The organism is Salinibacterium sp. NYA9b, assembly GCF_976973725.1.
Genome location: NZ_OZ333476.1, coordinates 1,763,344 through 1,789,708 on the forward strand (window position 1 = coordinate 1,763,344; position 26,365 = coordinate 1,789,708).

27 protein-coding genes are annotated in these 26,365 nt (G+C 60.9%); 6 read left to right on the forward strand and 21 right to left on the reverse strand.

All coding sequences use genetic code 11. The features are described from left to right. Window positions 1–8: 8 nt before the first annotated feature. From ACWFSR_RS08405 to recO, 7 genes are all read right to left on the reverse strand, one after another. Window positions 9–1,163, reverse strand: coding sequence for a cysteine desulfurase family protein (locus ACWFSR_RS08405; RefSeq protein ID WP_197109838.1), 1,155 nt, complete (start codon window positions 1,161–1,163; stop codon window positions 9–11). Further along, complete coding sequence (nadC, locus tag ACWFSR_RS08410; protein ID WP_197109837.1) at window positions 1,163–2,020, reverse strand: carboxylating nicotinate-nucleotide diphosphorylase; 858 nt, start codon at window positions 2,018–2,020, stop codon at window positions 1,163–1,165. The genes ACWFSR_RS08405 and nadC overlap by 1 nt, the downstream gene beginning before the upstream one ends. Continuing rightward, complete coding sequence (gene nadB / locus ACWFSR_RS08415; RefSeq protein WP_197105820.1) at window positions 2,017–3,582, reverse strand: L-aspartate oxidase; 1,566 nt, start codon at window positions 3,580–3,582, stop codon at window positions 2,017–2,019. The genes nadC and nadB overlap by 4 nt, the downstream gene beginning before the upstream one ends. 2 nt (window positions 3,583–3,584) lie before the next feature. Beyond that, window positions 3,585–4,874 (reverse strand): quinolinate synthase NadA, encoded by a 1,290-nt coding sequence (gene nadA / locus ACWFSR_RS08420; protein ID WP_197109836.1) that lies wholly within the window; start codon window positions 4,872–4,874, stop codon window positions 3,585–3,587. Next, window positions 4,861–5,577 carry an NUDIX hydrolase gene (locus ACWFSR_RS08425; protein WP_197109835.1) on the reverse strand — a complete coding sequence of 239 codons (717 nt, stop codon included), beginning with the start codon at window positions 5,575–5,577 and terminating at the stop codon, window positions 4,861–4,863. Before ACWFSR_RS08425 ends, nadA begins: the two co-directional genes overlap by 14 nt. Before the next feature lie 148 nt (window positions 5,578–5,725). Beyond that, a complete protein-coding gene (locus ACWFSR_RS08430) occupies window positions 5,726–6,538 on the reverse strand; it encodes an isoprenyl transferase (protein ID WP_197109834.1) in 813 nt (270 codons plus the stop codon). Further along, window positions 6,535–7,263 (reverse strand): DNA repair protein RecO, encoded by a 729-nt coding sequence (recO, locus tag ACWFSR_RS08435; RefSeq protein WP_197105824.1) that lies wholly within the window; start codon window positions 7,261–7,263, stop codon window positions 6,535–6,537. Before recO ends, ACWFSR_RS08430 begins: the two co-directional genes overlap by 4 nt. 157 nt (window positions 7,264–7,420) lie before the next feature. On the opposite strand from recO, the gene ACWFSR_RS08440 reads away from it, so the two are divergent. Both ACWFSR_RS08440 and ACWFSR_RS08445 read left to right on the forward strand, forming a co-directional pair. After that, window positions 7,421–8,167, forward strand: a complete 747-nt coding sequence (locus ACWFSR_RS08440) for an SDR family oxidoreductase (RefSeq protein ID WP_197109833.1) — start codon at window positions 7,421–7,423, stop codon at window positions 8,165–8,167. 405 nt (window positions 8,168–8,572) lie between these two features. Beyond that, window positions 8,573–9,235 carry a trimeric intracellular cation channel family protein gene (locus tag ACWFSR_RS08445; RefSeq protein ID WP_197105826.1) on the forward strand — a complete coding sequence of 221 codons (663 nt, stop codon included), beginning with the start codon at window positions 8,573–8,575 and terminating at the stop codon, window positions 9,233–9,235. 115 nt (window positions 9,236–9,350) lie between these two features. On the opposite strand, the gene leuA is transcribed toward ACWFSR_RS08445, so the two are convergent. The 9 genes from leuA to hrcA all read right to left on the reverse strand — a co-directional run bounded on the left by leuA (window position 9,351) and on the right by hrcA (window position 18,287). Continuing rightward, on the reverse strand, window positions 9,351–11,129 hold the full coding sequence (gene leuA / locus ACWFSR_RS08450) for a 2-isopropylmalate synthase (protein ID WP_197105827.1): 1,779 nt from the start codon (window positions 11,127–11,129) through the stop codon (window positions 9,351–9,353). Window positions 11,130–11,319: 190 nt separating this feature from the next. Then, a complete protein-coding gene (gene era / locus ACWFSR_RS08455) occupies window positions 11,320–12,219 on the reverse strand; it encodes a GTPase Era (RefSeq protein ID WP_197105828.1) in 900 nt (299 codons plus the stop codon). Beyond that, window positions 12,216–13,526, reverse strand: coding sequence for a hemolysin family protein (locus ACWFSR_RS08460; protein WP_197109831.1), 1,311 nt, complete (start codon window positions 13,524–13,526; stop codon window positions 12,216–12,218). Before ACWFSR_RS08460 ends, era begins: the two co-directional genes overlap by 4 nt. Before the next feature lie 6 nt (window positions 13,527–13,532). Continuing rightward, window positions 13,533–13,994, reverse strand: coding sequence for an rRNA maturation RNase YbeY (gene ybeY / locus ACWFSR_RS08465; RefSeq protein WP_197105830.1), 462 nt, complete (start codon window positions 13,992–13,994; stop codon window positions 13,533–13,535). 1 nt (window position 13,995) lies between these two features. After that, on the reverse strand, window positions 13,996–15,045 hold the full coding sequence (locus ACWFSR_RS08470) for a PhoH family protein (RefSeq protein ID WP_197105831.1): 1,050 nt from the start codon (window positions 15,043–15,045) through the stop codon (window positions 13,996–13,998). Beyond that, the gene (locus ACWFSR_RS08475; protein WP_197105832.1) at window positions 15,032–15,385 is read right to left on the reverse strand and encodes a histidine triad nucleotide-binding protein; all 354 of its coding nucleotides are present in this window, start codon (window positions 15,383–15,385) and stop codon (window positions 15,032–15,034) included. Before ACWFSR_RS08475 ends, ACWFSR_RS08470 begins: the two co-directional genes overlap by 14 nt. A 17-nt stretch (window positions 15,386–15,402) precedes the next feature. Then, window positions 15,403–16,134: a 16S rRNA (uracil(1498)-N(3))-methyltransferase gene (locus ACWFSR_RS08480; protein WP_197109830.1), complete on the reverse strand. Its 732-nt coding sequence runs from the start codon at window positions 16,132–16,134 to the stop codon at window positions 15,403–15,405. Window positions 16,135–16,140: 6 nt separating this feature from the next. After that, on the reverse strand, window positions 16,141–17,241 hold the full coding sequence (dnaJ, locus tag ACWFSR_RS08485) for a molecular chaperone DnaJ (protein WP_197105834.1): 1,101 nt from the start codon (window positions 17,239–17,241) through the stop codon (window positions 16,141–16,143). Between the two features lie 23 nt (window positions 17,242–17,264). Beyond that, window positions 17,265–18,287, reverse strand: a complete 1,023-nt coding sequence (gene hrcA, locus ACWFSR_RS08490; RefSeq protein ID WP_197105835.1) for a heat-inducible transcriptional repressor HrcA — start codon at window positions 18,285–18,287, stop codon at window positions 17,265–17,267. A gap of 211 nt (window positions 18,288–18,498) precedes the next feature. Here hrcA and ACWFSR_RS08495 point away from each other — a divergent pair, with 211 nt between their 5' ends. Both ACWFSR_RS08495 and ACWFSR_RS08500 read left to right on the forward strand, forming a co-directional pair. Beyond that, complete coding sequence (locus ACWFSR_RS08495; protein ID WP_197105836.1) at window positions 18,499–18,867, forward strand: DUF4870 domain-containing protein; 369 nt, start codon at window positions 18,499–18,501, stop codon at window positions 18,865–18,867. A 125-nt stretch (window positions 18,868–18,992) separates the two neighbouring features. Further along, window positions 18,993–19,367, forward strand: a complete 375-nt coding sequence (locus ACWFSR_RS08500; protein ID WP_447522165.1) for a DUF4870 domain-containing protein — start codon at window positions 18,993–18,995, stop codon at window positions 19,365–19,367. A 31-nt stretch (window positions 19,368–19,398) separates the two neighbouring features. On the opposite strand, the gene hemW is transcribed toward ACWFSR_RS08500, so the two are convergent. After that, on the reverse strand, window positions 19,399–20,649 hold the full coding sequence (hemW, locus tag ACWFSR_RS08505) for a radical SAM family heme chaperone HemW (RefSeq protein ID WP_197105837.1): 1,251 nt from the start codon (window positions 20,647–20,649) through the stop codon (window positions 19,399–19,401). Between the two features lie 104 nt (window positions 20,650–20,753). Between hemW and ACWFSR_RS08510 the strand changes: the two genes are divergently transcribed. Next, window positions 20,754–21,425, forward strand: a complete 672-nt coding sequence (locus ACWFSR_RS08510) for an HAD family hydrolase (protein WP_231599946.1) — start codon at window positions 20,754–20,756, stop codon at window positions 21,423–21,425. 47 nt (window positions 21,426–21,472) lie between these two features. Here the strand turns inward: ACWFSR_RS08510 and ACWFSR_RS08515 are convergent, their stop codons facing one another. From ACWFSR_RS08515 to ACWFSR_RS08525, 3 genes are all read right to left on the reverse strand, one after another. Continuing rightward, complete coding sequence (locus tag ACWFSR_RS08515) at window positions 21,473–22,111, reverse strand: DUF1990 family protein (protein WP_197105839.1); 639 nt, start codon at window positions 22,109–22,111, stop codon at window positions 21,473–21,475. A gap of 4 nt (window positions 22,112–22,115) precedes the next feature. Beyond that, window positions 22,116–23,984, reverse strand: coding sequence for a translation elongation factor 4 (gene lepA / locus ACWFSR_RS08520; protein WP_197105840.1), 1,869 nt, complete (start codon window positions 23,982–23,984; stop codon window positions 22,116–22,118). A 100-nt stretch (window positions 23,985–24,084) separates the two neighbouring features. Further along, on the reverse strand, window positions 24,085–24,528 hold the full coding sequence (locus ACWFSR_RS08525; protein ID WP_197109828.1) for a DUF4190 domain-containing protein: 444 nt from the start codon (window positions 24,526–24,528) through the stop codon (window positions 24,085–24,087). Between the two features lie 368 nt (window positions 24,529–24,896). Here ACWFSR_RS08525 and rpsT point away from each other — a divergent pair, with 368 nt between their 5' ends. Then, window positions 24,897–25,157: a 30S ribosomal protein S20 gene (gene rpsT / locus ACWFSR_RS08530; RefSeq protein WP_197105842.1), complete on the forward strand. Its 261-nt coding sequence runs from the start codon at window positions 24,897–24,899 to the stop codon at window positions 25,155–25,157. Window positions 25,158–25,294: 137 nt separating this feature from the next. Here the strand turns inward: rpsT and holA are convergent, their stop codons facing one another. Further along, complete coding sequence (gene holA / locus ACWFSR_RS08535; protein ID WP_447522166.1) at window positions 25,295–26,323, reverse strand: DNA polymerase III subunit delta; 1,029 nt, start codon at window positions 26,321–26,323, stop codon at window positions 25,295–25,297. Window positions 26,324–26,365 lie beyond the last annotated feature (42 nt).

Genomic DNA, 26,365 nt, shown 5'->3' on the forward strand with positions numbered 1-26,365 from the left:
CCGAGGCGCTACTGAGAGAGCGAGCGAACCGCCCGGTAGGCCGTTTCGATCTCGGCGGCGACCGTGGTGAGCTGTTCGGCTGTCGTATCCCCACTGAGACTAAACCGCACCGCCGTTTGGGCGATCGCTTCGTCAATGCCGATCGCGGTCAGCACGTGCGAGACATCGTCGCTGCCCACGGCACACGCCGAACCGGCTGAACAAATGATGCCAGCGCGACCGAGCTCGAGCAGGAGGGATTCTCCGCTGGTGCCGGGGAAGCAGAATGAGGCATTGTTGGGGAGACGGGTGGGTGTGGCAGCCAACGCTGGCCCTGTAAAGATCGCAGCGGGAACCCGCGCCAGCACATCGGCGACGAAGTCATCCCGCAACCGCGCGACGCCACGAGCACGCTCAGCCCGGTCGGTCTCGGCGAGCGCGAGGGCATGAGCGAATCCAACAGCCCCTGCGACGTTTTCGGTGCCCGAGCGCTTGCCGCGCTCCTGGCCTCCCCCGTGCAACACGGGCTCGAGGCTGCGACGCCCCTTGACCATCAGTACGCCGATGCCTTTGGGCGCGCCGAGCTTGTGTCCCGACAGGCTGAGGGCAGCGACGCCCAGCCCGGCAACGTCGAGCGGCAGCCAGCCGGCGGCTTGCACGGCGTCCGTGTGCAGGGGCACCCCGTGTGTGCGGCAGAGTTCGGCCAGTGCGGCGATGGGCTGCACGGCACCGATCTCGTTGTTGGCGTACATGACCGTGCAGAGCGTGGTGTCGGGGCGCAGGGCATCCCGAGCATCGTCAAGGTTGATAAGACCTTGGCCGTTTACCGGCAACACAGTGACCTCGAACCCGTGAATGCGCTTGAGATAGTCAACAGACTCCAGCACAGCCTCATGCTCGATCGCACTCGTCACGATGTGGCGTCCACGTGGCTCGGCCAGCGCGAGGCCCTTGATGGCGAGGTTGTCTGACTCCGTACCGCCCGACGTGAAGACGACATCGGATGCCCGGCACCCCAGCGACGCGGCAACACTCGTGCGGGCGGCATCCAGGGCCCGCTTCGCGGACTCCCCCAGCTCGTGATGGCTGGATGGGTTACCGAAGTCTCCCGTCAGCAGCGGCCACATCGCTTCAAGCACCTCACGGCGCACGGGTGTGGTTGCTGCGGAGTCGAGAAAAATCATTAGTGTGCTGCGCTCACCGCAATGTCGAGACCCAGGTCGAGCGAACGAACGCTGTGCGTGAGGGCCCCTACCGAGATGACATCAACGCCGGTTGCGGCAATCGCGGCAATGGTGTCGAGGTTCACGCCTCCGCTGGCCTCGACGATTGCGCGGCCGGCCACGAGCTCGACACCCGCACGCAGATCTTCGAGCGAGAAGTTGTCGAGCATGATGGTGTCGACGCCCGCCGAGACGACAGTTTCAACCTGGTCGAGCCGATCCACCTCGACCTCAAGGTGAGTGGTGTGACCGATCCGCGCACGAGCCTGGCGGATGGCCTCGCCGAGATCGATACCCGCGGCAGCAAGAACTGCGAGGTGATTATCTTTGGCCATCACGGCATCCGAGAGACTGAAGCGGTGGTTGTGGCCGCCGCCCGAACGCACAGCGTGGCGTTCGAGAGCTCGGAGGCCCGGAGTCGTCTTGCGCGTATCAACAACCCGCGCGTGAGTGCCCGCCACCTGCGCGACGTATGCCGCGGTCTGGGTGGCGATTCCCGACATCCGCTGGCTGAGGTTGAGAGCGATGCGCTCCGCCCGCAAAACGGCGCGGGCGTTACCGGACACCGAAGCGAGTTGCTGGCCGGCGGTGAACGAGTCGCCATCACTGGCCTGCAGCGTGACCTCAGCCTGAGCATCCACCAGCTGGAAGGTGCGAGCGAAGACATCGAGGCCACTGGCGACCCCCGCCTCACGCGCATTGAGCACGGCGGTGGCGGTGGCGTCTTCGGGCACGAACGCATCGCTCGTGATGTCACCCCACGGCGCATCTTCGGCGAGGGCCATCAGGATGACATTGTCAACGAGCTGCTGATTCATCGCTTGATCGTTTCTGCTTGGTCTTCTGCCGGGATGAAGTCGCCCGCTACGTTGACTGCCGCCCAGCGCGTGGAGAACGCGAGCTCTTCGCGGGTCTCCGGGTAGTCGGTGCGCTCGTGGGCTCCGCGCGATTCCTTACGGCGGAGCGCCGCGACGACGACGAGGCGTGCGAGGTCGAGCAGGTTCGCGTTCTCGGCGCCCTCGACCGTGTTGGATTCAGAGTGCCAGCTCGCCAAGATCGCGGAGGCTTCTTCGAGGCGGGTAGCGTCCCGCTCAAGACCAACGTGGCTCCACATCAGTTCACGCAACTGATCGCGTGTGAATGGCTCTTTGCCCGTGATCTCGAACTGCGGCTCGAGCGCGTCAACCTCGATGGCCCGCTGGGGCTCATTGAGAGCATCCGCAGCACGCCAGGCGAAAACGAGTGATTCGAGGAGAGAGTTGGAGGCGAGACGGTTGGCTCCGTGCACACCGGTGCAGGATGCCTCCCCCACGGCATAGAGACCGCGCACGCTCGTGCGGCCGTCGATGTCGGTGCGGATGCCGCCCATCCAGTAGTGCGCAGCCGGCGTCACGGGAATCGGCGCTGTGCCCCAATCGAAGCCGTGCTCTTCGCAGACCTCGCTGATGCCGGGGAATCGCTTCGCGAGAAACTCGGAACCGAGGGCGGTGGCATCGAGCATGATCGGTCGCCCGCCCTGCTTTTCCATGGCGCGAGCGATACCGCGGGCGACGACATCGCGCGGGGCGAGTTCACCATCGGGGTGCACGTCGAACATGAAGCGCTTGCCATTCTCGTCGAGCAGGGTTGCGCCCTCGCCGCGAACCGCCTCGGAGACGAGCGGGTTGCCGGGCACCGCGAGCGATGTCGGGTGGAACTGGAAGAATTCGACATCGGCGAGAGCGGCACCAGCGCGGTAGGCGGCAGCAACACCGTCACCTGTAGTGACGAACGGGTTCGTGGTGTGCTTGTAGAGCTGGCCTGCTCCACCACTCGCGAGAACGACAATGTCGCCGTCAATGACGCGCGAGTTGCCGTCGGGAGCAATGACGTCGATACCGGTGACGCGCGGCGTGCCGTCGGCATCCGTCTCCGTCACCAGATCGCGCATGAACGTGTACGCATAGGTCTCGACGGCCAGCGCTCGAACCGCCCGCAAAAGGGCGACTTCGATGGCGAGCCCCGTTGCATCTCCGCCAGCGTGGATGACGCGCCGCGACGAGTGCGCCGCTTCGTGTCCCCGAGCGAGCTCACCGTTGGCAATGCGGTCGAACTCCACTCCGAGAGAGATGAGTTCTTGCACGCGCAACGGGCCCTCGCTGCACAACACTTCCACGGCATCCCGCTCGCACAGTCCCGCGCCAGCGATCATCGTGTCAGAGACGTGACTGGCCACGGTGTCATCGGGGAACAGCACAGCAGCAATACCGCCCTGGGCGTACTTGGTGTTGCTCTCCGCGAGCTCCGACTTGGTCACGAGGACCACTTCGTGGTGAGCACTTGCGCGGTAGGCGGTGATGAGACCGGCAATACCTGTGCCGACAACAATGACCCGTGCCATGGTTACGCTTCTTTCGTCGTTACCGGTGGCTTCGCGGCGAGCATCCGCTCCAAGGCCACACGAGCCGGTACTGCCACATCGTCAGCAACAGTGATCTGGTTGAGAACTTCACCGCGAACGAGGCCCTCAAGCACCCACGCGAGGTAGCCAGGGTGAATGCGGTACATCGTTGAACACGGGCACACGACCGGGTCGAGACAGAAGATCGTGTGTTGCGGGTGTTCGGCAGCGAGGCGGTTGACCATGTTGATCTCGGTGCCAATCGCGAACGTTGTCGGTTCGGTCGCAGCAGCAACAGCCTTCTGGATGTAGTCGGTCGACCCCGCCTCGTCCGCGGCATCCACAACGGGCATCGGGCACTCGGGGTGCACGATCACGCGAACACCGGGGTGCTCGGCGCGAGCTTGCTCGATCTGGCCAACATTGAAGCGCTTGTGCACACTGCAGAAGCCGTGCCAGAGCACAACCTTCGCTTCGTCAAGGGTCTCAGCGTCGTTGCCGCCGAGAGGCTTGTTCGGGTTCCACATCGGCATGAGATCGGTCGAAATGCCCATCTTCTTCGCCGTGTTGCGACCCAAGTGCTGGTCGGGGAAGAACAGCACGCGCTGACCGCGCTCGTACGCCCACTCCAGCACGGTTGTGGCGTTCGAGCTTGTGCAGACGATTCCACCGTTGCGACCGCAGAAACCCTTGAGCGCAGCAGACGAGTTCATATACGTCACGGGGATGATCGGCACGCGGCCATCGGCATCCGGCTCGGTTCCGTAAATTTCGGTGAGCTGTTCCCAGCACTCCTCTACGGAATCGATGTCGGCCATGTCGGCCATCGAACAACCGGCAGCGAGGTTCGGGAGAATGACCGCCTGATCAGAGCGAGCGAGGATGTCGGCGGTTTCGGCCATAAAGTGCACGCCACAGAAAATAATGGCTTCGGCATTGGGCACGGTTTGGGCGGCGTTGGCGAGTTGGAACGAGTCGCCGAGGAAGTCGGCGTGCTGCACAACTTCATCGCGCTGATAGAAGTGGCCAAGGATGACAGCACGGTCGCCGAGGGTCGCTTTGGCAGCGACGATGCGAGCGTGGAGGTCTTCGTTGGAAGCCTTCTGGTATTCGACAGGCAACTGGCCCTGACGAGGTGCTCCCGTGGGGATGACGTCGCCCATCGAAGCCCCTGGCCCATAGCTCGGAACACCCAGATCGAAGGTCCACGGACCATCGGCTAGCTCAGGCGCACAGGTTTCCCCGTCGCCCGTCTTCGTGATGCGCTGAATAGTCGAATCAATGGATGACACGAGTGCTCCCTGTCTTTAAGCGGCCGAGCGGGCCATTGTCAACGAGCTCAACGCCCTCGTCATAGCGGTACAACCTCGGAGGCCGGTGACGCCCTCCCGAGACAACGTGATCAGTGGGAACCAGTGAACCCGAATTCTCAATCTGACGACGGAAATTGGCGGGATCGAGCTGCTTTTGCAACACAGCCTCGTGCACGATGCGCAGTTCACTCAGAGTAAAAGTCTCCCCCAGGAAGGCCCGGGCGATGCGCGAGTATTCCATCTTGGTGCGGAGGCGCCAGAGCGCGTAGTCGACGATAACGTTGTGATCGAAGGCCAACTCGGGCAGGTTGTCTGCCGGGAACCAGCGCACATTCTCACCCTCGGTAGCCCGGTCTGCCTCCTCTTGGCGCACGAGCGCCCAGTAGACAATCGACACCGCGCGAGATCCAATCGAACGCTCAACATCACCAAAGGCGTAGAGCTGTTCGAGGTAAGCCGGCTCGAGAGCGGTTGTCTCAAGCAAGTTGCGGGCGGCTGCGTCTTCGAGGCTCTCGTGGTTGTCGACCCAACCACCGGGCAACGCCCACTGACCGGCATAGGGTTCGCGGGTGCGACGCACCAATGGAATCCACAGCGCGCTCTCCCCCGACTCGGGAATGGGGCGCAGCGCAAAAATCACGGTGGACACCGCGAGCGAAATTGCTTGCTCGTTCTGTTGCATCGCCACTCCCTTCGGTAAGAGTCATGCTGACCTGAACACAGAATACACCTTAAAGTCACCCTGACCAAAAGGGGTGACTAGCGCTCACCAACAGTTCAGCTCCCCCGAAGGGATCGCAGAGAGAAGTGCCTCCAAGTAGGCAGTGGTGTTAGCTAGCGTCACCCGTCGGCGCATCGACTGCGCCACCGAAGCGGCGCGAGCGGCCAGCATAAATCTCGATTGCGCGCCACAAATCTTCGCGCGTGAAATCTGGCCACAGCGTATCCAAGAAGACCATCTCGGCATACGCGCTCTGCCAGGGCATGAAGTTGCTCATCCGCTGCTCCCCCGACGACCGCACGAACAGGTCGACGTCAGGCAATTGAGGCTGATACAGACGCTTCTGGATGAGCTTCTCCGAGACGGCGGACGGCTTCAATTTGCCCGCCGCAACGTCATCAGCAATCGAACGCACAGCATCCGCAATCTCGTTACGGCCGCCATAGTTGACGCACATCGTGAGCGTCAGAGTGCTGTTCTTCTCCGTAAGCTTCTCGGCAAATTGCAGCTCTTTGATGACCGACGTCCACAGGCGCGGGCGTCGCCCTGCCCACCGCACGCGCACGCCCCACTCGTTGAGCTGATCTCGGCGACGGTGCAGCACGTCGCGGTTGAAACCCATGAGAAAGCGCACCTCTTCGGGCGAGCGACTCCAATTTTCAGTCGAGAAGGCATACACGCTGACATGTTTGACCCCGATCTGGATGGCACCAGCCACCACATCGAGCAGACTCGCCTCGCCCGCCTTGTGGCCTTCCACCCGCGTCAGCCCGCGAGCATTCGCCCAGCGACCATTGCCGTCCATCACAATCGCAATGTGCTCAGGAACAGAGCCCTTCGGCATCACCGGAGGTTGGATGCCCGTCCAGTCAAGAGGACGAAACTCGACGGCATCTTTGTGAGTTTTCGCTACGCGGCTCATGCGCTCCGATCCACATGCTGAATGGAGCGAAGACTGCGCTCCAAATGAAACTGGGTGTACGCGGCAACGACGCCACTTGCTTGGGAACGCGACCGTTCTTCCGAGGCTTCCGCGACATCCCACTGGCCGGCGAGCAACGCGCCGAGCAGCTCAAGAGTGTCGGGGCTGAGTCGTGGCGACCCGGGCGGGGCAACCTCGTCGGCAACCACACCGCCCATCTGCGCCACAAAAACCGAATGCGGCCCGGGAGCGCCCGTCACCGCGCAGTCGACAAAACTCGGTGCCCAGCCCGCAATCGAGAGGCTGCGCAGGAGGTACGAGTCAAGAGTGAGACTCGGGTTGTGCTCGCGCCGCGAGAGAGACCGCAGCGCGCCAACCAGCAAGAGGTATTGCTGCAACGAGCCGTCGTCATCCGTGACTTTGTCAGCCGTTTCGACCATCACGCTCGCCGCGGTATAGCTCGCATAGTCGGCCGTAATCTCTGAACCATACGACCCCAACGATTCAGCCTGCTGGATGATGTCGAGACTGCGACCGATATAGCACTGGATGTCGGCGACCATGAAGGGTTCCAGCCGCGCGCCAAACTTGGAGGCAGTACGACGCACCCCTTTGGCTACCGCGCGGATCTTGCCGTGCTCACGCGACAGCATGGTGACGATGCGGTCAGCTTCCCCCAGCTTGTGGGTGCGCAGCACGACGGCTTCATCACGATAAGTTGGCACTCCACAAGTATCCTCCGCTTGTCGCAAGTTTGCTGAGCGACGGACCGCAGAGACGCCGTTTCACTCAGCGCCCTGCCCACGGAGCTCTGCGCGCAGTACATTGTGCACAGCGGTGATCGCCGGCACCCCATGCCCGTTGCCGCAGGGAGGCGATCTCATGATTCTCGTTACCGGCGCGACCGGCGCCCTCGGCAGACCAACCGTGGAGCTACTCCGCGCCGCCGGCCATGCCGTGCGCTCGCTCAGCCGCCGCGCCAGCGGCACCCCGGACACCGTCGTCGCCGACCTCGCCACCGGCATCGGACTGTCGGATGCTCTCGCCGGAGTCACCACGGTCGTGCACCTTGCCTCGGGCGCGAATGCCCACGACTCGCAGCACACCCGGAATCTCCTGGATGCCCTCGTTGCCCATCCTGTTGAGCACCTCATCTTCATGTCGATTGTCGGCGTCGATAAACACGCGTTCGCGTACTACCGCGACAAGCACCTCAGCGAGCAACTGATCGCCGCGTCAGGTACTCCCTACTCGATCCTTCGCGCCACCCAGTTTCATAGTTTCGTTGCCGGGCTGTTGAGAGCTCAGCGATGGTCTCCGGTGACGATCGTGCCCGCGTTCACCATGCAGCCCGTCGCTGTCGAGGAAGTCGCCGAGCGTCTGGTCGAACTCGTGGATGCTGGTCCCGCCCAACGCGTCGCTGACTTCGCAGGCCCAGAACAGCTGGAATTCCGCGAGCTGGCGCGGCAGTGGAATGTCGCGCACGGCCGCCGCCGCCCAACGTGGGCGCTGCCCCTGCCCGGTCCCGTCGGACGGTCTTTCGCTCGCGGCGACCACCTCGGCACACCCTCAGGTGCTGGCCACACGACATTCGCTCAGTATGCGGAGAACGCCGCAGCCTCGGGCTGACGCTTCTGCGCGTGTGCCGCTCTGAACGTCGATCCTGTCGGAAACTCAGGAGATCGGCGAAGGTTCCGAATCCCGAAGCGCACAAACTCGGGCTCCTCATACTCCGCCCGCCCGCTTTTCCTGAGTTTCCAACGTGGGCCGGGCCGAAAGTGCGCGCGTGGCCGAGTGCGCGCGTGGCCGAGTGGGTGCGTGGCCGAGAGAGCACGTCGGCGGCTCGGGAGCAGCGCAGCAGCAGCAGCAGGGTCGAGGGAAGCACGTCAGGAGCGTGACGGCGCGGCTGGTCGGCAGCGCGGCTGGTCGGGAGCGCGGCAGCGCGGCGGGTCGGCACTAGCGGTTCACCCGGCGGTTGCAGGCTTGCCCAGAGCACAACTGCACCGCCCGCCCGGCGCGTGGTACGAATGGTGCGTGAACGAGACTTTCGAGATTCCGCTGTGGGCGGGGCTGTTAGCGGTCGGCGTCGGAGCAATGCAGGGCGCGATGTTTGCCGCCCAGTTTCGTGATCGCCGTCTAGATCTCCTCGGCGTCGCCATTATTGGCATTTCATCGGGTTTCGGCGGCGGCATGGTGCGCGACATCGTGCTTTCTGAAGTGCCCGCCGTGCTCTCCACCAACTGGTACCTCTTGGTCGCGACCGGGGCCGCTCTCTTCGGGATGCTACTCGAACGCCTCATCGCCCGGTTGGGTCCGCTCGTTACGCTGCTCGATGCCCTGACGATTGGCTTGTTTGGCGCGATCGGCACTACCAAAGCGCTTGCAATGGGATTACCCGATGTCCCGGCCATTTTTGTGGGGGTCATTTCCGCCGTCGGTGGTTCCATTCTGCGTGACATGCTGCTCTCAATGCCGATTGCGCTCATGCACGTGGGATCGCTCTACGCTGTGGCCGCGGTATCAGGCACAACGAGTCTGGTAATCATGCGCAACTTTGACGTTCCCGTTCTTCTCGCCGCGTCAATCTGCGTCGGGATCACGGTGGGCGTGCGTGTGCTCGCAGTGCTCTTCAACTGGACGCTGCCCGAACAGCGCACCATCAACGGGATGCCCAGATTCCGTCGCCCGTCACGGTAAACAGCCTTCGCGTGAGCCTGCCAGCAAACCTTTGCCCCACGCTCATCCGCAGTACCGCCGTTAACGCACGAATGCCCGGCAGCGCTGAGCTGCCGGGCACTCGTGCAGCGCAGACCTAGCCTGCGACCAATTCTGATTCGGGAGCGTTCTGGGTCGCACGCACCCAACGATTTACCGCTGAGACGATCGCCTTGAGCGACGCCCGCGAGATATCCCCGTCGATGCCGACGCCCCAGAGACGCTGGCCGTTGATGTCGAGCTCAACGTAGGCCGCAGCCTGCGCATTGCTTCCGGCACTCATGGTGTGCTCGACGTAGTCGTAGAGCTTCACTTCAATGCCTCGGCCCTGAGCGGACAGCATGCCCAAGAATGCGTCAATCGGGCCGTTTCCGACGTGACTGGCATCGATCTCGGAGTCGTCGACGCGCAGGCGAGCCTCAAGACTCACTTCGCCATCGTTGGCACTCGTCGCGCGAGTAGCGAGCAGTTCGTACCGCCCCCACTTCTGGTCCGCGTGATCTGCGGATGCCGGCAGGTATTCATCCTGGAACGAGGTCCAGATTTGTTCGCTCGAGACCTCGCCACCCTCGGAGTCGGTCTTCGACTGAACGACACCACTGAATTCGATCTGCAGTTTGCGCGGCAGGTCGAGATTGTGGTCGGTCTTGAGCAAGTAAGCGACGCCGCCCTTGCCTGACTGCGAATTCACGCGCACGACGGCTTCGTAACCGCGGCCAACATCTTTGGGGTCAATCGGCAGGTACGGAACAGCCCAGACCAGCTCATTGACGTGCTTGCCTTCGCGTTCGGCCTGAGCCGCCATCGACTCGAAGCCCTTCTTGATGGCGTCTTGGTGCGATCCGCTGAAGGCCGTGTAGACGAGGTCGCCAGCCCACGGGCTGCGCTCGTGCACCTTCAACTGGTTGCAGTGCTCAGCGGTGCGGCGAATCTCGTCGAGGTCGCTGAAGTCGATTTGCGGGTCGATGCCCTGCGTGAACAGGTTGAGGCCCAGCGCGACGAGGTCGACGTTTCCGGTGCGCTCCCCGTTTCCGAACAGGCAACCCTCGATGCGGTCAGCACCGGCCATGTAGCCGAGCTCTGCCGCAGCGATTCCGGTTCCGCGGTCGTTGTGCGGGTGCAGCGAGATGATGACGCTCTCACGGTGATTCACGTTGCGCGACATCCACTCAATGGAGTCGGCGTAGACGTTGGGGGTAGCCATTTCGACGGTGGCGGGCAGGTTCAGGATGACCTTTCGCTCCGGTGTGGGCTGGAATACTTCGAGCACCTGGTTGCAGATATCAACCGCGAACTCGAGCTCGGTGCCGGTGTAGCTCTCGGGCGAGTACTCGTAGTAGACGTCGGTCTCAGGAACCATTGCCTCGGATGCCTTACAGATGCGAGCGCCGTTGAGGGCGATGTCAATGATGCCCTGCTTGTCTTTGCGGAACACAACATCACGTTGCAGCACGCTCGTGGAGTTGTAGAGGTGAACGATCGCCTGCTTAGCGCCCTTGATCGATTCGTAGGTGCGCACAATCAGTTCTTCGCGAGCCTGCGTCAGCACCTGAATGGTGACGTCATCCGGGATCGCGTTGGTCTCAATAAGCGAGCGAACGAAGTCAAAGTCGGTCTGGCTAGCCGAGGGGAACCCGACCTCGATCTCTTTGTAGCCCATCTTGACGAGCAGATCGAACATGATGCGTTTGCGTTCGGGGCTCATCGGGTCGATCAGAGCTTGGTTACCATCGCGCAGATCAACGGCACACCAGCGGGGTGCCTCGGTGATGCGCTTGGACGGCCACGTGCGGTCCGGCAGATCAACGGGGATGATCTCGTGATACGGACGGTACTTGTGGATCGGCATCGATGATGCGGACTGATTGTTCTTCATGGTGTGCTCCTGCTGTTCTCAAAGCCTTGTGGGCCACTCGTTACGGATCTGGTCAGCCAATGACAAACACCGCGACGAGGGAGGCCTTATTAGGACTCGTCGCGGCAGCTAAGGAGGAGCAGACCGAACAACACATTTTCAGACTAGCACTGCCCACGCCGCTACGAGTGATTGGTTACAGAACCGCGACTTAGAAGCCGAGGCGCCCCAGCTGCTTCGAGTCACGCTGCCACTCTTTGGCAACCTTGACTCGCAGCGAGAGGAAGATCTGCTTGCCGACGAGCTTCTCGATCTCCGCACGAGCGCGTGCCCCAACATCCTGAAGGCGCTCGCCACCCTTGCCGATAATGATGCCCTTTTGGCTATCGCGCTCGACGAAAATGTTGGCGAAGACTTCGAGAAGGTCTTTGTCGTCGCGCTCGATCATGTCGTCAATAGTGACGGCAATCGAGTGCGGCAGTTCATCCATAACGCCCTCGAGGGCGGCTTCACGAATGAGCTCAGCAACGCGCGACTCCGTCGACTCGTCGGTGACAGCGTCATCCGGGTAGAGGGCGTTGGAGACCGGCATGAGCTTGACGAGCTCGGTGGAGAGAATGTCGAGCTGGATGCTGTCGAACGACGAGATCGGGATGATTTCGTCCCAGTCACGCAGCTCCGCTACGGCCTTCAATTGCTCGGCAACACCGGGGCGCGACGACGCATCGATCTTCGTGACAATCGCGACCTTCTTAGCGCGAGGGAAGGAATCCAACTGTTCGTTGATGTAGCGGTCGCCTGGACCGATCTTTTCGTTGGCCGGAATGCACAGGCCAATAACGTCAACTTCGCCGAGAGTGTCTTGCACGATTGAGTTGAGTCGCTCGCCGAGCAGCGTGCGCGGACGGTGCATACCGGGGGTGTCCACGATGATGAGCTGGCCGTCTTCACGATGCACGATCCCGCGGATGGCGCGGCGGGTGGTCTGCGGCTTCGATGACGTAATTGCCACCTTCTCCCCCACGAGCGCGTTCGTCAATGTGGATTTTCCCACGTTGGGTCGACCTACAAAGGTCACGAATCCTGCTCTGAATTCACTGGCGTCGGTCACTGTGATTCACCGTTCTCTCGTTCATTCGAGCGTGGGTCTTGCTGATTATCAAGCCAAGGGTCTCGCGAGACCAGCACTGTGCTGATGCGTTTGCGACGCCCCTCGGTACGTTCGGCGGTGAGCACGAGCCCGGAGTAGTGCGCAACAGCACCGCTCTCCGGCAGTCGCCCCAGCGTTTTCATGATGAGTCCACCAACCGAGTCAACTTCGTCATCGTCGAGTTCGAGGCCAAACAGGTCACCCAGCTCGTCGATCGGCAGTCGCGCGCTCACGCGGAACGTTCCGTCAGTCAACTCTTCGAACTCGGCAACTTCACGGTCGTACTCGTCAGAGATGTCACCAACAAGTTCTTCGATGAGGTCTTCCAACGAGACTAACCCCGCGATTCCACCATACTCATCGACGACCATGGCCAAGTGGTTCGATTCGAGCTGCATTTGCCGCAACAAACTGTCGGCACGTTGCGACTCAGGCACGAAGAGTGCCGGTCGTGCGAGTTCTTGAGTCGTCAGTTTGTCGGCTTCTGCCGGCTGTTCGTAGACGACACGGGCAACGTCGCGCAGGTAGAGCACGCCCATCACCTGATCGATGTCTTCGCCGATCACTGGCACTCGCGATACGCCACGGCTCAGGAAGAGCCCCATGGCAGCACTGGCCGTGACCTCGGCCTCGACCGTCACCATGTCGGTGCGCGGAATCATGACCTCACGCACCACGGTGCTGTTGAACTCAAAGATCGAGTGGATGAGGTCGCGATCATCCTGATCAAGAACTTCGTGTTCGGCGGCTTCATCCACCATGCTGAGCAGTTGTTCTTCACTCGAGAAGGTTGCCGTGCGGGGACGACCAGGCGTCACTCGATTGCCGAGCGCTACCAGCGCATCCGCAATCGGACCAAGGATGACGCGGATGCTGCGCACCAACGTCGCCGAGATCTGCAGCACCTTGCGAGAGTGCGCGCGTCCCACACTGCGGGGGCTGGAACCGACGAGCACAAACGATGCCCCGGTCATGATGAGCGCGCTGAGAAGCAGTACGAGCCACCACTGCTCGAACGCAGACGCGAAGACGAGGGTGACCAATACTGCCGCCGTGGTTTCCACAACAATGCGCATGAAATTGAGCGCGTTGATGTGAGCACCAGTGTCAACCGAGATCGCCATGATGGATTTTTGGGCGCGACTGCGCCCCGCAAGTTCGACGAGATCGCTGCGGCTCATCACCGTAAGCGCCGAGTCTGCGGCCGCGAGCAAACCACCAAGCGACACCAGCAGGATCGCCACGGTGATAAAAATGCCGATCAGCATGACCGGCTACTTATTTCGGTCTGCAAGGGCAAACCCCGACAGAATCTCGCGCTGAAGGCCAAACATTTCTTTCTCTTCTTCCGGTTCTGCGTGGTCGAAACCCAGCAGGTGAAGTAAACCGTGAGTCGTCAGCAAGAGCATTTCATCGAGCGGCGAATGACCAGCGGTCTCGGCCTGCGAAATCGCAACCTGAGGGCAGACGACGATATCGCCGAGCAACCCCGCGGGTGTTTGGCGGTCTTCTGTGCCGGGGCGCAGTTCGTCCATGGGGAAGCTCAAGACGTCGGTGGGACCTGGTTCATCCATCCACTGCACGTGAAGCTGCTCCATGGCGGCTTCGTCGACGAAGACTATGCCGAGCTCGGCATCCGGGTGCACGTGAAGCTGGTCGAGCGCAAAGGTGCACAGGCGTTGGAAGGCGTGCTCGTCGACGTCGACGCCCGACTCGTTGTTGATCTCAATCGACACGCTAGCGTCCCTCGTGGTTGCGGCTGCGCTTCGGCGACCGATTTTTGCGGTTGTATTCGTCACGCTGCTTCTCAGCGTCGTAGGTTGTGTAGGCATCCACGATTTGCCCGACGAGGCTATGACGCACAACGTCAGCGCTCGTCAATTCAGCAAAATGGATGTCGTCAATGTCGCGAAGCACGTTCGAGACGAGCTTGAGTCCGCTTGCCCCCTCGGGCAAGTCGACCTGCGTGATGTCGCCGGTGATCACCATCTGGGAATCGAAACCGAGACGCGTGAGGAACATCTTCATCTGTTCCGGCGTAGTGTTTTGGGCCTCGTCGAGCACAACGAATGAATTGTTGAGCGTGCGACCGCGCATGTAGGCGAGCGGGGCAACCTCAACAGTGCCCGCTGCGAGCAACTTAGGCACAAGTTCGGGATCCATCATGTCGTTGAGCGCGTCGTAGAGCGGACGCAGATACGGGTCGATCTTGTCGGTCAAAGAACCGGGCAAGAATCCCAAACGCTCCCCCGCCTCAATGGCAGGTCGGCTCAGGATGATGCGGTCAACCTCTTTGCGTTGCAACGCCTGCACGGCCTTGGCCATCGCCAAGTACGTCTTTCCGGTGCCGGCCGGGCCGATTCCGAACACGATCGTATTGTTGTCCATCGCGTCGACGTACTGCGACTGACCAAGCGTCTTCGGGCGAATCGCCTTTCCGCGTGCCGTGAGGATTGTTTGGCCAAGGAGCGTTTTCGGGCTGCCCTGATTCTGACGCAGGATGCTCGCCGAAGAGTCGACCTCAATCTCGCCCAAGTCGTGTCCTCCGCGCACCATAGTGACCAATTCATCCACGAGTTCTTGAGCGGATTCCACTGATGCTGGTGGACCGCTCAGAGTGATTTCGTTGCCGCGGACGTGCATTTCAACGTCGGAGAACTTGCTCTCCACCACTCGCAAGAGTCGATCTTGCGGACCAAGTAGTCGCACCATGGCGACACCGTCTACTTCAATCGAGACGCTTGTGCGGTCTGTGGAACGTTCGGACTCAGAGTCACGAGTGACCAAGGGTGCCTTCCTCGAGGTTTCCGCCGAGCACATGAGCGTGCACGTGAAAAACGGTTTGACCAGCGTTTTCGCCGGTGTTGAAAATCAGTCTGTACTGTCCGCCTGCGTAATCGTCGGCAAGCTTCTGCGCCACCGCGACAATGTCGGCCAAAAGTGCCGGGTTGCCAGCAGCAAGTTCTGTCACGTTGGCGAACTCTTCGGTCTTCGGCACAATGAGCAGGTGCACGGGCGCCTGCGGGGCGATGTCACGAAAAGCGATCACCGAATCTGACTCGAAGACAATATCGGCGGGAATTTCGCGAGCAATGATCTTCGTAAAGATCGAGGGAGAATCAGACATGTCTCTAGCCTAAACCTCTAGCTCCAACGGCCAAGCTTGACGTTCAAAGCCGCCAAAGCTGCCGGGCCCGCAGTTGAGGTGCGCAACACTTCACTACCGAGTCGAATCGTGGATGCACCGGCCGCCGCAAGGAGCGCCAGCTCGTGATCCGCGACACCACCCTCCGGCCCCACCACCAGAACGATGTCACGGTCGTCGACGTCGAGGTCCGCAAGCGTTTCTGTCGCAGTAGGTTCGAGCACGAGCATCCGCGTCGTTGACGCAAACGCCGCCAACTGCTTTGTCGTCACAAGATCGAGCACGTCAGGAAGCCACGTGCGCAACGACTGCTTGCTCGCCTCCCGCACAATTGCTGCCCAGCGGTCGCGCCCCTTGGCGACCTTGGGGCCTTGCCAGCGCGAAATACTGCGTGCTGCCGACCAGGGAATAACACCGTCGACACCCAGCTCAGTGGCCACTTGCACGGCGAGCTCATCACGGTCGGCCTTGGCAAGAGCCTGCGCGAGGAATACTGCGGGGGTACGCCGAGGCGACTGCTGCACTTCGGCAACCTCAATCGTGAGCTGCGTATGTTCTGCCGTGACAACCGGACCGGAGACCACGAGACCCGCACCGTTGCTGATGGCAATGACTTCGCCAACCTTCAACCGCGAGACGGTGACCGCATGGCGCGCCTCAGCATTGCCGAGCGAAACGGTATCGCCGACACTCGTGTCACCGAGCTCCTCATCGATATAGAGGTGAGCCACGGCGACCTACAGGAACCGGTCGCGGAGCTTTGCAAACAAGCCCTGCTGGAACTCAGCAAAGTGCGGTTGTTTGCTCTTGCGCACAGCAGCCAGTTGCTTGAACAAGGTCTGCTCCGCACCGCTGAGCTTGGTGGGCGTAACCACCTGGATGCCCAATCGCAAGTCACCGCGACCGCCACCGCGAAGGGCGGTGATTCCACGATCCTTGACCGTGAGCACCTCGCCACTCTGCGTTCCCGGCTTGATGCCAACCTCAACTTCACCGTCAAGCCCGTCAAGCATGACCGTGGTGCCCATGATCGCGTCGATCATCTGCACTTCAACAGTCGCAAGCAGGTCATCGTCTGAACGGCTGAAAATGTCGTGGTGGCGAACCTTGATCTCCAAGAACAGGTCACCGTGCGGGCCACCAGCGGGGCCAACTTCACCTTGACCGGGCATCTGCAAGCGCAGACCGGTCTCGACGCCGGCAGGAATATCCACCGAGATCGTGCGCTGTGCTCGGACACGGCCCTGGCCTGCACACGTAGCGCAGGGATTCACGATGATGTTTCCATAGCCGCGGCACGTACCACAGGGGCTTGACGTCATGACATTGCCAAGAAGACTGCGCACCTGGCGCTGAATCTGGCCGCTGCCTTGACAGATGTCGCAGCGAATCGGCGAGGTTCCGGGAGCCGTGCAGCTGCCCTCGCAGGTCTCGCAAAGTTCAGCAGTGTTGACCTCGATATCGCGCGTGACGCCGAACATCGTGTCCTTGAGGCTGATCTCAATGCGCAGCAGAGCATCCTGGCCACGCTCACGACGCGAACGAGGACCAGCGGTCTGGCCGCCACCGCCGCCACCAAAGAACGTTTCGAAAATGTCGCCGAAACCGAAGTTGGCTCCGCCGAAACCTCCGCCGCTGCCGCCCATATCGTACTGCTGGCGCTGCTGCGGATCACTCAATACGTCGTACGCATGCGTCACCGACTTAAAGCGCTCCGACGCATCCGCGCTCGGATTCACGTCAGGGTGCAGCTCGCGAGCAAGCTTGCGGTATGCCTTCTTGATTTCTTCTGGCGTCGCTTCGCGCGCAACGCCCAGGGCTTCGTAGTGATCTGCCAAAGTTCCGATTGCTCCTTACGAGCTCAGTTTTCTTCCAAAAGTCGTGACAGGTACCGCGCTACCGCGCGAACCGCTGCCATGTTGTTCGAATAATCCATTCGCGTTGGGCCAAGCACGCCCAACCGCGAAACACCGCCGCCGAAGGAGGAATACCCTCCCGTGACGACCGATGTCTCTTCTAGTCCAAATTCTGCGTTCTCTCGCCCGATGCGAGTAGAAACTGATCCATTTGCTACTTCCATCTCCCCAAAGAGGCGCAACAACGTTACTTGCTCTTCTATTGCCTCAAGCACAGGAAAAATGCTGCCCGTAAAGTCTTGCTCGGTTCGCGCAAGGTTTGCTGTGCCCGCCAAAACGAGCTTGTCGGCCCGGTTAGCCAACACTTGCTCCACCAAACTCGACGTCACTTGAGCGACGAACGGACGGCGTTCTACGGGGAAAACTTCGGCAAAGCTCGCCAGCCGCTCAGCGGCGGCCGGCAAGGACTGACCGTTAAGCGCCGAGTTAAGTTTCGCCCTCAATTCGCCCAAGAACACATCGTCAAGGGCCTCAGCCAGATCGATCATTCGCTGTTCTACCCGACCGGAGTCAGTGATGAACACCGTCATGATCCGAGTCGCCGTAAGCGGAACAAGCTCCACGTGGCGCACCCTGGCTGTTGCGAGCGACGGATACTGCACGAGAGCGACACTGTTGGTCAACTGAGACAGCAACCGGACGGACCGCGCAAGCACGTCATCCAGATCGTCGGCTTGGCCAAGGAACGACTCAATTGCCTGGCGCTGCGCACTCGTAAGGGGTCGCAAGTCGGCCAATTGGTCGACAAACATTCGATAACCCTTGTCAGTGGGCACACGCCCCGAAGAGGTGTGTGGCGCCGTAATGAGTTCTTCGTCCTCGAGCAAAACCATGTCGTTGCGAATCGTCGCTGCTGACACCCCAAAGGAATGCCGTTCTACGATCGATTTGGAACCGACAGGCTCGCGCGTAGCAACGTAGTCCTGCACGATGACTCGAAGCACGTCAAGTCCGCGGGCGGAAACCATGCCACCACCCACCTTTCCTGATTGGCACTCAATCCGTTCGACTGCCAATCTTACTCGACACTCCGCGACACACCCGTTGCACCGCGCGTGCCATACCGCTAGCGTGTCTTTGTACTTGAGCGCTACCTTTCTGTGGAAATGCTCAGGTGTGACACCGAGCACTTTGATGAAACCCGGGAAGTTCCCTCGTTCACCTGAAAGGCACGAACACATGACTGACGCAAACCCGCAGCCCGCAGCACCGCAGCCGGCCGCACAATTGACCGCAACCGAAGACAACCAGTGGGCATCGTTCGCTCACTTGGGCGGAATCATCGGCTTCCTTCCCTCACTGATCATCTGGTTGGTCTTCAAAGACCGCGGTGCTTTCACCAACGTTGAAGCCAAAGAAGCGCTGAACTTCCAGATCACCATCGCGATCGCTTACATTATCTCGAACATTTTGGTAGCCGTTTTCATCGGCGCTATCTTGCTCCCGATCGTCTTCGTCGTGTCGGTAATCTTCTCGATCATCGGCTTCACCAAAGCGAAGGACGGCGCAAACTACCGTTACCCCTTCGCACTTCGCCTCATCAAGTAGGGTCTTCTTCGCAGTAATGGCCCTCATCGGCTAGACCGATCGGGTTTCGCCCCGAGAGCTTCGGCTCTCGGGGCTTTCCTATTTCCCAATGCACGCTTTGAGCCAATGCAGGGTTTAATGGAGTCATGTCAGATTCCACACCACCACCCACCTCGCCGTACGCGCCGATCCAACCAATGAGTCCGAGCGACGAGAAGCTCTGGTCGACGCTGATTCACGTCGGCGGAATCTTCTTCAGCTTCATTCCCGCTCTTATCGGGTACCTCGTACTCAAGGACCGCGGACCGTTCGTGCGGGCCCACACCCGCACCGCACTGAACTTCCAGATCACGATGGCGATCGCTTACGCGATCGGTGTCGTCCTCAGCACGATCTTCATCGGCCTCTTCTTGATCATCGGTGTCGGCATCGTAATCATCATTTTCAGCATCATCGCCGCCGTCGCTGCTAACAAGGGCGAGGCCTACAAGTACCCGCTGACCATCGAGTTCATCAAGTAACTCGACGGTGGCGCTCTAACACAGTGTCGCTCTAAACAGGGGCGTCTGCTAGCAATCGTCGTACCACGGCATCCGCAAGCAGGCGCCCCTTAAGCGTGAGGTTGATAGTGCCACCGATAGCGGCTCTGGCCTCCACCAACTCATCCGCGATAAGACCGGCAACCGCCGTGCGGCCTTCTGCATCGAGCGACGCCGTGGTCAGACCGTTGCGAACGCGAGCACGCAAAAGCACATGCTCAAGATACTTACTGGAATCTGCGAGCGTCTCTCGACCCGCCCCCGGTGAGTGACCGGCTGCGATTCGATCGGCATAGGCTGCCGGATGCTTCACATTCCACCATCGCACCCCGCCCACGTGGCTGTGTGCACCCGGGCCAACACCCCACCAGTCGTTGCCCAACCAATAGCCGAGATTGTGGCGGCTCACGTGACTGATCGCCGGGTTCGCATCACGCTTGGCCCAGTTGCTGACCTCGTACCAGTCGTAACCGGCCGCGGCGAGCTTCGCGTCTGCCAGCTCATACATGTCGGCCTGCAGGTCGTCATCAACGGGGGCGACATCACCACGCTTGATCTGGGCGGCTAGCTTCGTGCCCGTTTCGATAATGAGCGCATACGCCGAGATGTGGTCCGGGTTTTGGGCGATCGCGTGATCGAGCGAACGCTCCCAGTCAGCCAGCGACTCCCCCGGCGTGCCATAAATGAGGTCGACACTCACGTCGAGCTCAACGTCGCGCGCCCACTTCACGACGTGAGGAACTTTTTCAGGATCATGAGTGCGCTCGAGAGTAGCAAGCACATGCGGCACCGCGGACTGCATGCCGAAGGATACCCGCGTGAAGCCGGCCTCTTTCAAAGCGAGAAGGTAGTCGCGGTCGACAGAGTCAGGGTTAGCTTCGGTGGTGACTTCGACGTCATCCGTGAAGCCCCAGGTGTCCCGGGCCGCAGCGAGCATCCGCGTGAGATCAGTAACGGGCAAGAGCGTTGGCGTGCCACCCCCAAAGAAAACGGTTGATGCTTTTCGGGGCGCAACGCCCGCATCCGACAGCACCGTGGATGCCTGCCTGATCTCAGCAATCGCCTCGGTGGCATAGTCCGAGCGCTTCGCTCCCCGCAGCTCCTCGCCCGTATAGGTGTTGAAGTCGCAATACCCGCAACGAACCCGGCAGAACGGCACGTGAATGTACACACTCCAGTCGCGGTTCGCAGAGTCAACAGCGACACTCTCGGGCAGCGCCCCGTCTAGAGGGGCAGGATCAGCAATCGGCAACGCACCTGGCACGAACTAATCCCCTTAACACACGGTGAAGAAAGCGTGACAACACTATGACATGCGGGCACACGTCAATTGTCGCACCTCGGACATGGGAGCATGGATGAGTGACTATGCACATCCTGTGGGACATCGACGGAACGCTCATCCATAACTCGACCGACGGAGCTGCCGTCTACCTCGATGCATTCACCAGAGTCACCGGTGCTGCGCCCGCGAAGCTCATCACAAACCCCCACGGCAAGACCGAGGGACAGATCCTCACCGATCTGCTCGTGCTCAACGGATATGCCGCCACTCTGCTCGATGATGTGCTCACCGAGCTCGATGTGCGCACGCAGGCGTTGCACGACAATGGCTACGTGCGTTCCGCTGTTGCCGGAGGGCCGCAGGCACTTCGGGCCGCCGCCGACCATCGCTGGGCAAACGCGCTCCTTACCGGCAATGGCCATCAGCATTCCCGCGTCAAGCTTCTTGCTGCAGGCTATGCCGCAGAAGACTTCAATTGGGAGACCTCGTTCTTCGGCGATCGCTCCCCCGACCGCCATCACCTCACCGCGCTCGTCGCCACCGTGCTCGGAGACCAACCCAGCGTGATCGTTGGTGACACCCCGAATGATGGCCTCGCCGCGGATTCTGCGAACATCCCCTTCATCGCGGTTGCTACCGGCGCCTACAGCGTCGCCGACCTCCGCGAAACCAGTGCACTCGTCGTTGTCGAAAACCTTGAGAACGGCCTCGACGATGTGCTCGAGGCAATCGACCGGCTAGCGACGCGCGGCTAATAGCACGCGCTGTGCGAGAGGGCATACTTGCCCGCTAGCGTTGCGAGCTACGCCGCAGGCTCTATCGGCGCAGCGCCATCCTGCTCACCCGGCAGCTTCGCGGGAATTGCTCCAGCGAGGGCGCGCAAGTAGCGGCTCACCACGAGGTACTGGAAGATTCGCAGAGCGGGCGATAGCAACATCCACTTGAAGGATGCCGGCCGCGAGAACGAACGCACCGTCATCCACACCGAGTTGTCGTCGCGACGTTCGATCATGAACGACTCTTCACCACGCAGAGGATGCCCCTCAAGGGTTCCATAGGCAAAGCCAGCAACCGTGGGGTCATCAACGACATATACAACGCGGACTGGCTCGTGTGCTGTGTACCGCCCACGGCCTACCGAGAGAACAATGGTGTCGCCGGGACGAACGAAAGGATGATCGGCGCTATCAGCGGAGAGATCGCGAAGTTCGCCATGCGGATCGCGGGGCAACAACGTAACACCAAACCCGCTGCGACGCTTTACGCCCCAGGTAAGGATCTGTTCGCGAGCAAAAGCCCAGCGCTGCTCACCATGCCCGATGCGAGCACTTCGCTGCACACGACGGAAACCAGCGGGAGGCAGCACCGTGAAAGTGCTGCCGCGCGTGGCACCTACCGCTCCGTACGTGACGGGCGCATTGGGGTAGGTGCGGGCATCCATAGGTCTACTTCTTCTCTTTCCCGGCTTCGACTTCACCGGAAAGCGCAGCAATAAAGGCAGACTGCGGAACTTCGACACGACCGACCATCTTCATGCGCTTCTTGCCCTCCTTCTGCTTCTCAAGGAGTTTACGCTTACGGCTAATGTCACCGCCGTAGCACTTGGCGAGAACGTCTTTGCGCATCGCGCGGATCGACTCACGGGCGATGATGCGTGCACCAATCGCGGCCTGAATCGGCACCTCGAACTGCTGGCGCGGAATCAGGTTCTTCAAGCGCTCCGTCATGAGCACGCCGTAGGCATACGCCTTATCGCGGTGCACGATCGCGCTAAACGCGTCAACCGCTTCGCCCTGAAGAAGAATGTCTACCTTCACCAGGTCAGCTTCTTGGTCGCCACTGGGCTCATAGTCGAGGCTCGCATAGCCCTGAGTGCGGCTCTTGAGGTGATCGAAAAAGTCGAACACGATCTCGCCAAGCGGCATCGTGTAGTGCAGCTCAACGCGATCGGTGCCGACGTATTCCATGCCCTGCATGGTGCCTCGACGCGACTGGCAGAGCTCCATGACCGTTCCGACGAAGTCTTTCGGCGTCAGAATGGATGCCTTCACCATCGGCTCAGAAACGCTCGCGATCTTGCCGCCAGGGAACTCGCTCGGGTTCGTGACAGTCGTGAACTTCTTGTCGTCGCCCATTACTTCGTAAATTACGGATGGAGCCGTAGCGATCATGTCGAGATTGAACTCACGCTCAAGACGCTCGCGCACAATCTCCAAGTGCAGCAGGCCGAGGAACCCACAACGGAAACCAAAGCCCAACGCCACAGACGTTTCGGGTTCGTAAACCAGCGCAGCATCCGAGAGCTTGAGCTTGTCGAGAGCCTCACGCAGCACCGGGTAATCGGAACCATCGATCGGGTACAGACCCGAGAAAACCATCGGCTTCGGCTCGGAGTAACCCTTAAGCGGCTGCGTCGACGGCTTGGCAAAGTTCGTGACCGTGTCGCCGACCTTGCTCAGGCGAACATCCTTCACACCGGTAATGAGATAACCAACCTCACCAACGCCGAGCCCCTTCGTCGGGGTCGGTTCGGGCGAGCTCACCCCGATCTCGAGCAACTCATGGGCCGACTTCGTCGACATCATCATGACTTTCTCGCGCGGTGACATCTTGCCGTCGATCATGCGGACGTACGTGATGACGCCGCGGTAGGCGTCGTACACCGAGTCGAAAATCATCGCGCGGGCAGGAGCCGATGGGTCACCGACCGGGGCCGGGATGAGGCGCGTTGCCTCGTCGAGAAGCTCCGGAACGCCCATGCCGGTCTTGCCCGAGACGCGAAGAACGGTCGAGGGGTCACAACCGATGAGGCCTGCGATTTCTTCGGCATACTTGTCGGGATCAGCCGCCGGAAGGTCGATCTTGTTGAGCACGGGGATGATCGTGAGGTCGTTCTCCATCGCCAAGTAGAGGTTAGCGAGAGTCTGAGCTTCGATACCCTGGGCCGCATCCACCAAAAGAATTGCGCCCTCACAGGCCGCCAACGAACGCGAGACCTCGTAGGTGAAGTCAACGTGGCCGGGAGTGTCAATCATGTTGAGCGCGTAGGACTGCTCCTTACCGTTTTCATCGGTAAGGGACCAGGGCATGCGCACAGCCTGGCTCTTGATAGTGATGCCGCGCTCACGCTCAATATCCATGCGGTCGAGGTACTGCGCCCGCATATCGCGGTCGCTAACAACCCCCGTGACCGACAGCATGCGGTCAGCGAGGGTGGACTTGCCGTGATCGATATGCGCAATGATGCAAAAGTTGCGGATAAACGCAGGATCGGTCGAAGCAGGCTCAAGTGTGTAAGAGGCGCGAGGAGACATCCGCCCAATTCTCCCATGAAGCCGACGATCCTGCGCGCACCCACCGCTGCGACAGGCCAAAGCCCGCGCCGTTACCGGTGCGGGCTGGACTGCGATTCGCCTAAAGTGCGGCGCCGAGAAGGATAAAGGGCAAGGAAATCAGGGCGCCGGCAATAACAATAAAGACCCAGCCGAACGTTGCTACACACGCCAGGACAATGCCCCAGATGGAGAAACCGCGCCCGGTTGGTTCATCCCGCAGGCCGAAAACGCCCAGAATCACGGCAGCCAAAGGCACCACGATGGTCTGCGCAAAAAAGACCGACGCAATACCGAGGCTGAGAGCGAGGATGCTCATCGTGCGAGCACTCGACTTCCCTACGGGAGTGGATGCTGCCGGCTGCGGTGACGTCGACGGAAGCTGTGATTCGGTTGCAGGATCGGCCGACGCATCGCTCGCCCCATCAGGGCCAGCCGCCAGCTCGGCACGCTCATCGAAGGTGGGAGCCTCCGCTGCTGCGGATTCGGGAACTACGACAGTGGAAGAAGCGTGTGAAGAAGTCATACCTCCACGATAGAAAAACTGAACCGGACCGGGTAGCGGGGTAACCCCCGAAAAACAGGGAGGGACGACCGGATGCTCGGCAGCCGAGGCTCCGGACAGACTGGCAGTGCTGCGGTGCACTTCGGGGACTCAGGCGTGGCAGAGAACGTGAGGCGCTCATGGTCAGTAGTCTGTAACAAGCCGACAAGCACACCGCGCAGGTTTGCTCTGCAATTGCCATAGCTCCACCGCGCTGGTAATGTTGCCTGTTGGCTTATGCATAAGGTTCTTCGTCGAACAGTATGCGCATCGCGGCCGGGAATCAGAACGTCGATTCTCTTCCACGGCCGCCCACCATCTCTGATCCACAAACAAGAAAGCACATACACGTGGCAAATATTAAGTCGCAGATCAAGCGCATTGGTACCAACAAGAAGGCACAAGACCGCAACCGCCAGGTCAAGAGCCAAGTCAAGACCGCTATTCGCGCAACGCGCGCAGCGATCAAGGCCGGCGACAAAGACGCCGCTCTCGCGAACCTGAAGCTCGCTTCCAAGTCACTCGACAAGGCAGCCGGCAAGGGCGTCGTACACAAGAACCAGGCAGCCAACCGCAAGTCGGCAATGGCCAAGCAGGTTGCAGCACTCTAAAGACCTCTGATCGGCAGTACGCCGAACACACGAAAGCCCCTCATCGTTCGCGGTGAGGGGCTTTCGTGGTTAAGCGCGACGTTGCAATGCTGCGATGACGCGGTGTCGCGGTGTCGCGGTGTCGCGGCTCCGTCGGTCTAGTGGATGCCGCGCGCGGCCACCACAGAGATCATGCGTTCCAGCGCAAAGACAGGGTCGCGCCCCAAACCTTTCACCTGAGCATCCGTATCGGCAATTGCCTCAATGGCGGAGCCCAGCCCCGCATCGCTCCAGCCCCGCAGATCTTTCATCGCCCGATCGGCTTGCCAGGGGGCCATTCCGAACATCTTGGCGGCCTGGCCGGAAGACATTGATCCTCCGGAAAGTTTGGCCATGGTGCGCAGTTTCGAAGCAAACGCGGCAACGATGGGTACCGGGTCGGCGCCTGAAGCTAGCGCGTGACGCAGAAGCACGAGAGCTTCTCCAGAACGCCCGGCGATCGCGGAATCGGCGACCTTGAACGCGCTCGTTTCAACTCGCCCCGAGTAATAGCGGGCGACTGTTGCTTCGTTGATTTCATCGGCGTCGTCGGCGAGTAGCTGCTGACAGGCTGCGGCGAGCTCCGCGAGGTCAGCTGAAAAGGCGGAGACGAGCGTTCGGAGCGCTCCGGGGGTAACCCGTCGACGCTGTGCTGCGAACTCGGCGGACGCGAAATCGTATTTCTCGGCATCCTTTTTGAGCTCGAGGCACGTGACTTCGATGCCACCGCCTTTGCCCGCCCGGATTGCGTCGAGCAGCTTCTTGCCGCGCACTCCCCCGGCATGACGAAGCACTAGATAGGTGTCGTCGGCCGGCGCTTCGAGGTAGGACAGCGTTTCGGTGATGAAAGCATCCGTGCACTTCTCGACGTTGGTGACCCGAATCATCCGGGGCTCACTGAACAGTGACGGGCTCGCGAGACTGATGAGCTCGCCGGGACCGTAGTGGTCTGCCTCTAGGTCGTTGACCTCGAGGCTGGGGTCTTCGACTTTGAGGGTGTCGCGCAGCATGCGGATGGCACGGTCGGCCAAGAAAGCTTCGGTGCCGCTGACAAGCACAATGGGCGCTGGGCGCACCTTGTTCCACGCCAATTGCGGGATCGCGACTTTAGACTTTGCCGGCGATCGGGCGGGGGTTCTGGCGGCCACAAGACTCCTCAATTAGAACTGCAAACCCAGCCTAATGCCGGG

What these genes read in the sequence shown, in the direction of transcription:
- ACWFSR_RS08425 (WP_197109835.1), bottom strand. Translation starts at nt 5,577, where the DNA reads ATGCAACAGAACGAGCAAGCAATTTCGCTCGCGGTGTCCACCGTGATT.
- hrcA (WP_197105835.1), bottom strand. Translation starts at nt 18,287, where the DNA reads ATGGTTTCCGCCCGCGGACTTGACGTGCTTCGAGTCATCGTGCAGGAC.
- ACWFSR_RS08500 (WP_447522165.1), top strand. Translation starts at nt 18,993, where the DNA reads ATGTCAGATTCCACACCACCACCCACCTCGCCGTACGCGCCGATCCAA.
- ACWFSR_RS08515 (WP_197105839.1), bottom strand. Translation starts at nt 22,111, where the DNA reads ATGGATGCCCGCACCTACCCCAATGCGCCCGTCACGTACGGAGCGGTA.
- ACWFSR_RS08525 (WP_197109828.1), bottom strand. Translation starts at nt 24,528, where the DNA reads ATGACTTCTTCACACGCTTCTTCCACTGTCGTAGTTCCCGAATCCGCA.
- ACWFSR_RS08475 (WP_197105832.1), bottom strand. Translation starts at nt 15,385, where the DNA reads ATGTCTGATTCTCCCTCGATCTTTACGAAGATCATTGCTCGCGAAATT.
- leuA (WP_197105827.1), bottom strand. Translation starts at nt 11,129, where the DNA reads ATGAAGAACAATCAGTCCGCATCATCGATGCCGATCCACAAGTACCGT.
- nadC (WP_197109837.1), bottom strand. Translation starts at nt 2,020, where the DNA reads ATGAATCAGCAGCTCGTTGACAATGTCATCCTGATGGCCCTCGCCGAA.
- nadB (WP_197105820.1), bottom strand. Translation starts at nt 3,582, where the DNA reads ATGGCACGGGTCATTGTTGTCGGCACAGGTATTGCCGGTCTCATCACC.
- ACWFSR_RS08440 (WP_197109833.1), top strand. Translation starts at nt 7,421, where the DNA reads ATGATTCTCGTTACCGGCGCGACCGGCGCCCTCGGCAGACCAACCGTG.
- ACWFSR_RS08495 (WP_197105836.1), top strand. Translation starts at nt 18,499, where the DNA reads ATGACTGACGCAAACCCGCAGCCCGCAGCACCGCAGCCGGCCGCACAA.
- ACWFSR_RS08460 (WP_197109831.1), bottom strand. Translation starts at nt 13,526, where the DNA reads ATGCTGATCGGCATTTTTATCACCGTGGCGATCCTGCTGGTGTCGCTT.
- lepA (WP_197105840.1), bottom strand. Translation starts at nt 23,984, where the DNA reads ATGTCTCCTCGCGCCTCTTACACACTTGAGCCTGCTTCGACCGATCCT.
- ACWFSR_RS08510 (WP_231599946.1), top strand. Translation starts at nt 20,754, where the DNA reads ATGCACATCCTGTGGGACATCGACGGAACGCTCATCCATAACTCGACC.
- ACWFSR_RS08405 (WP_197109838.1), bottom strand. Translation starts at nt 1,163, where the DNA reads ATGATTTTTCTCGACTCCGCAGCAACCACACCCGTGCGCCGTGAGGTG.
- ACWFSR_RS08430 (WP_197109834.1), bottom strand. Translation starts at nt 6,538, where the DNA reads ATGAGCCGCGTAGCGAAAACTCACAAAGATGCCGTCGAGTTTCGTCCT.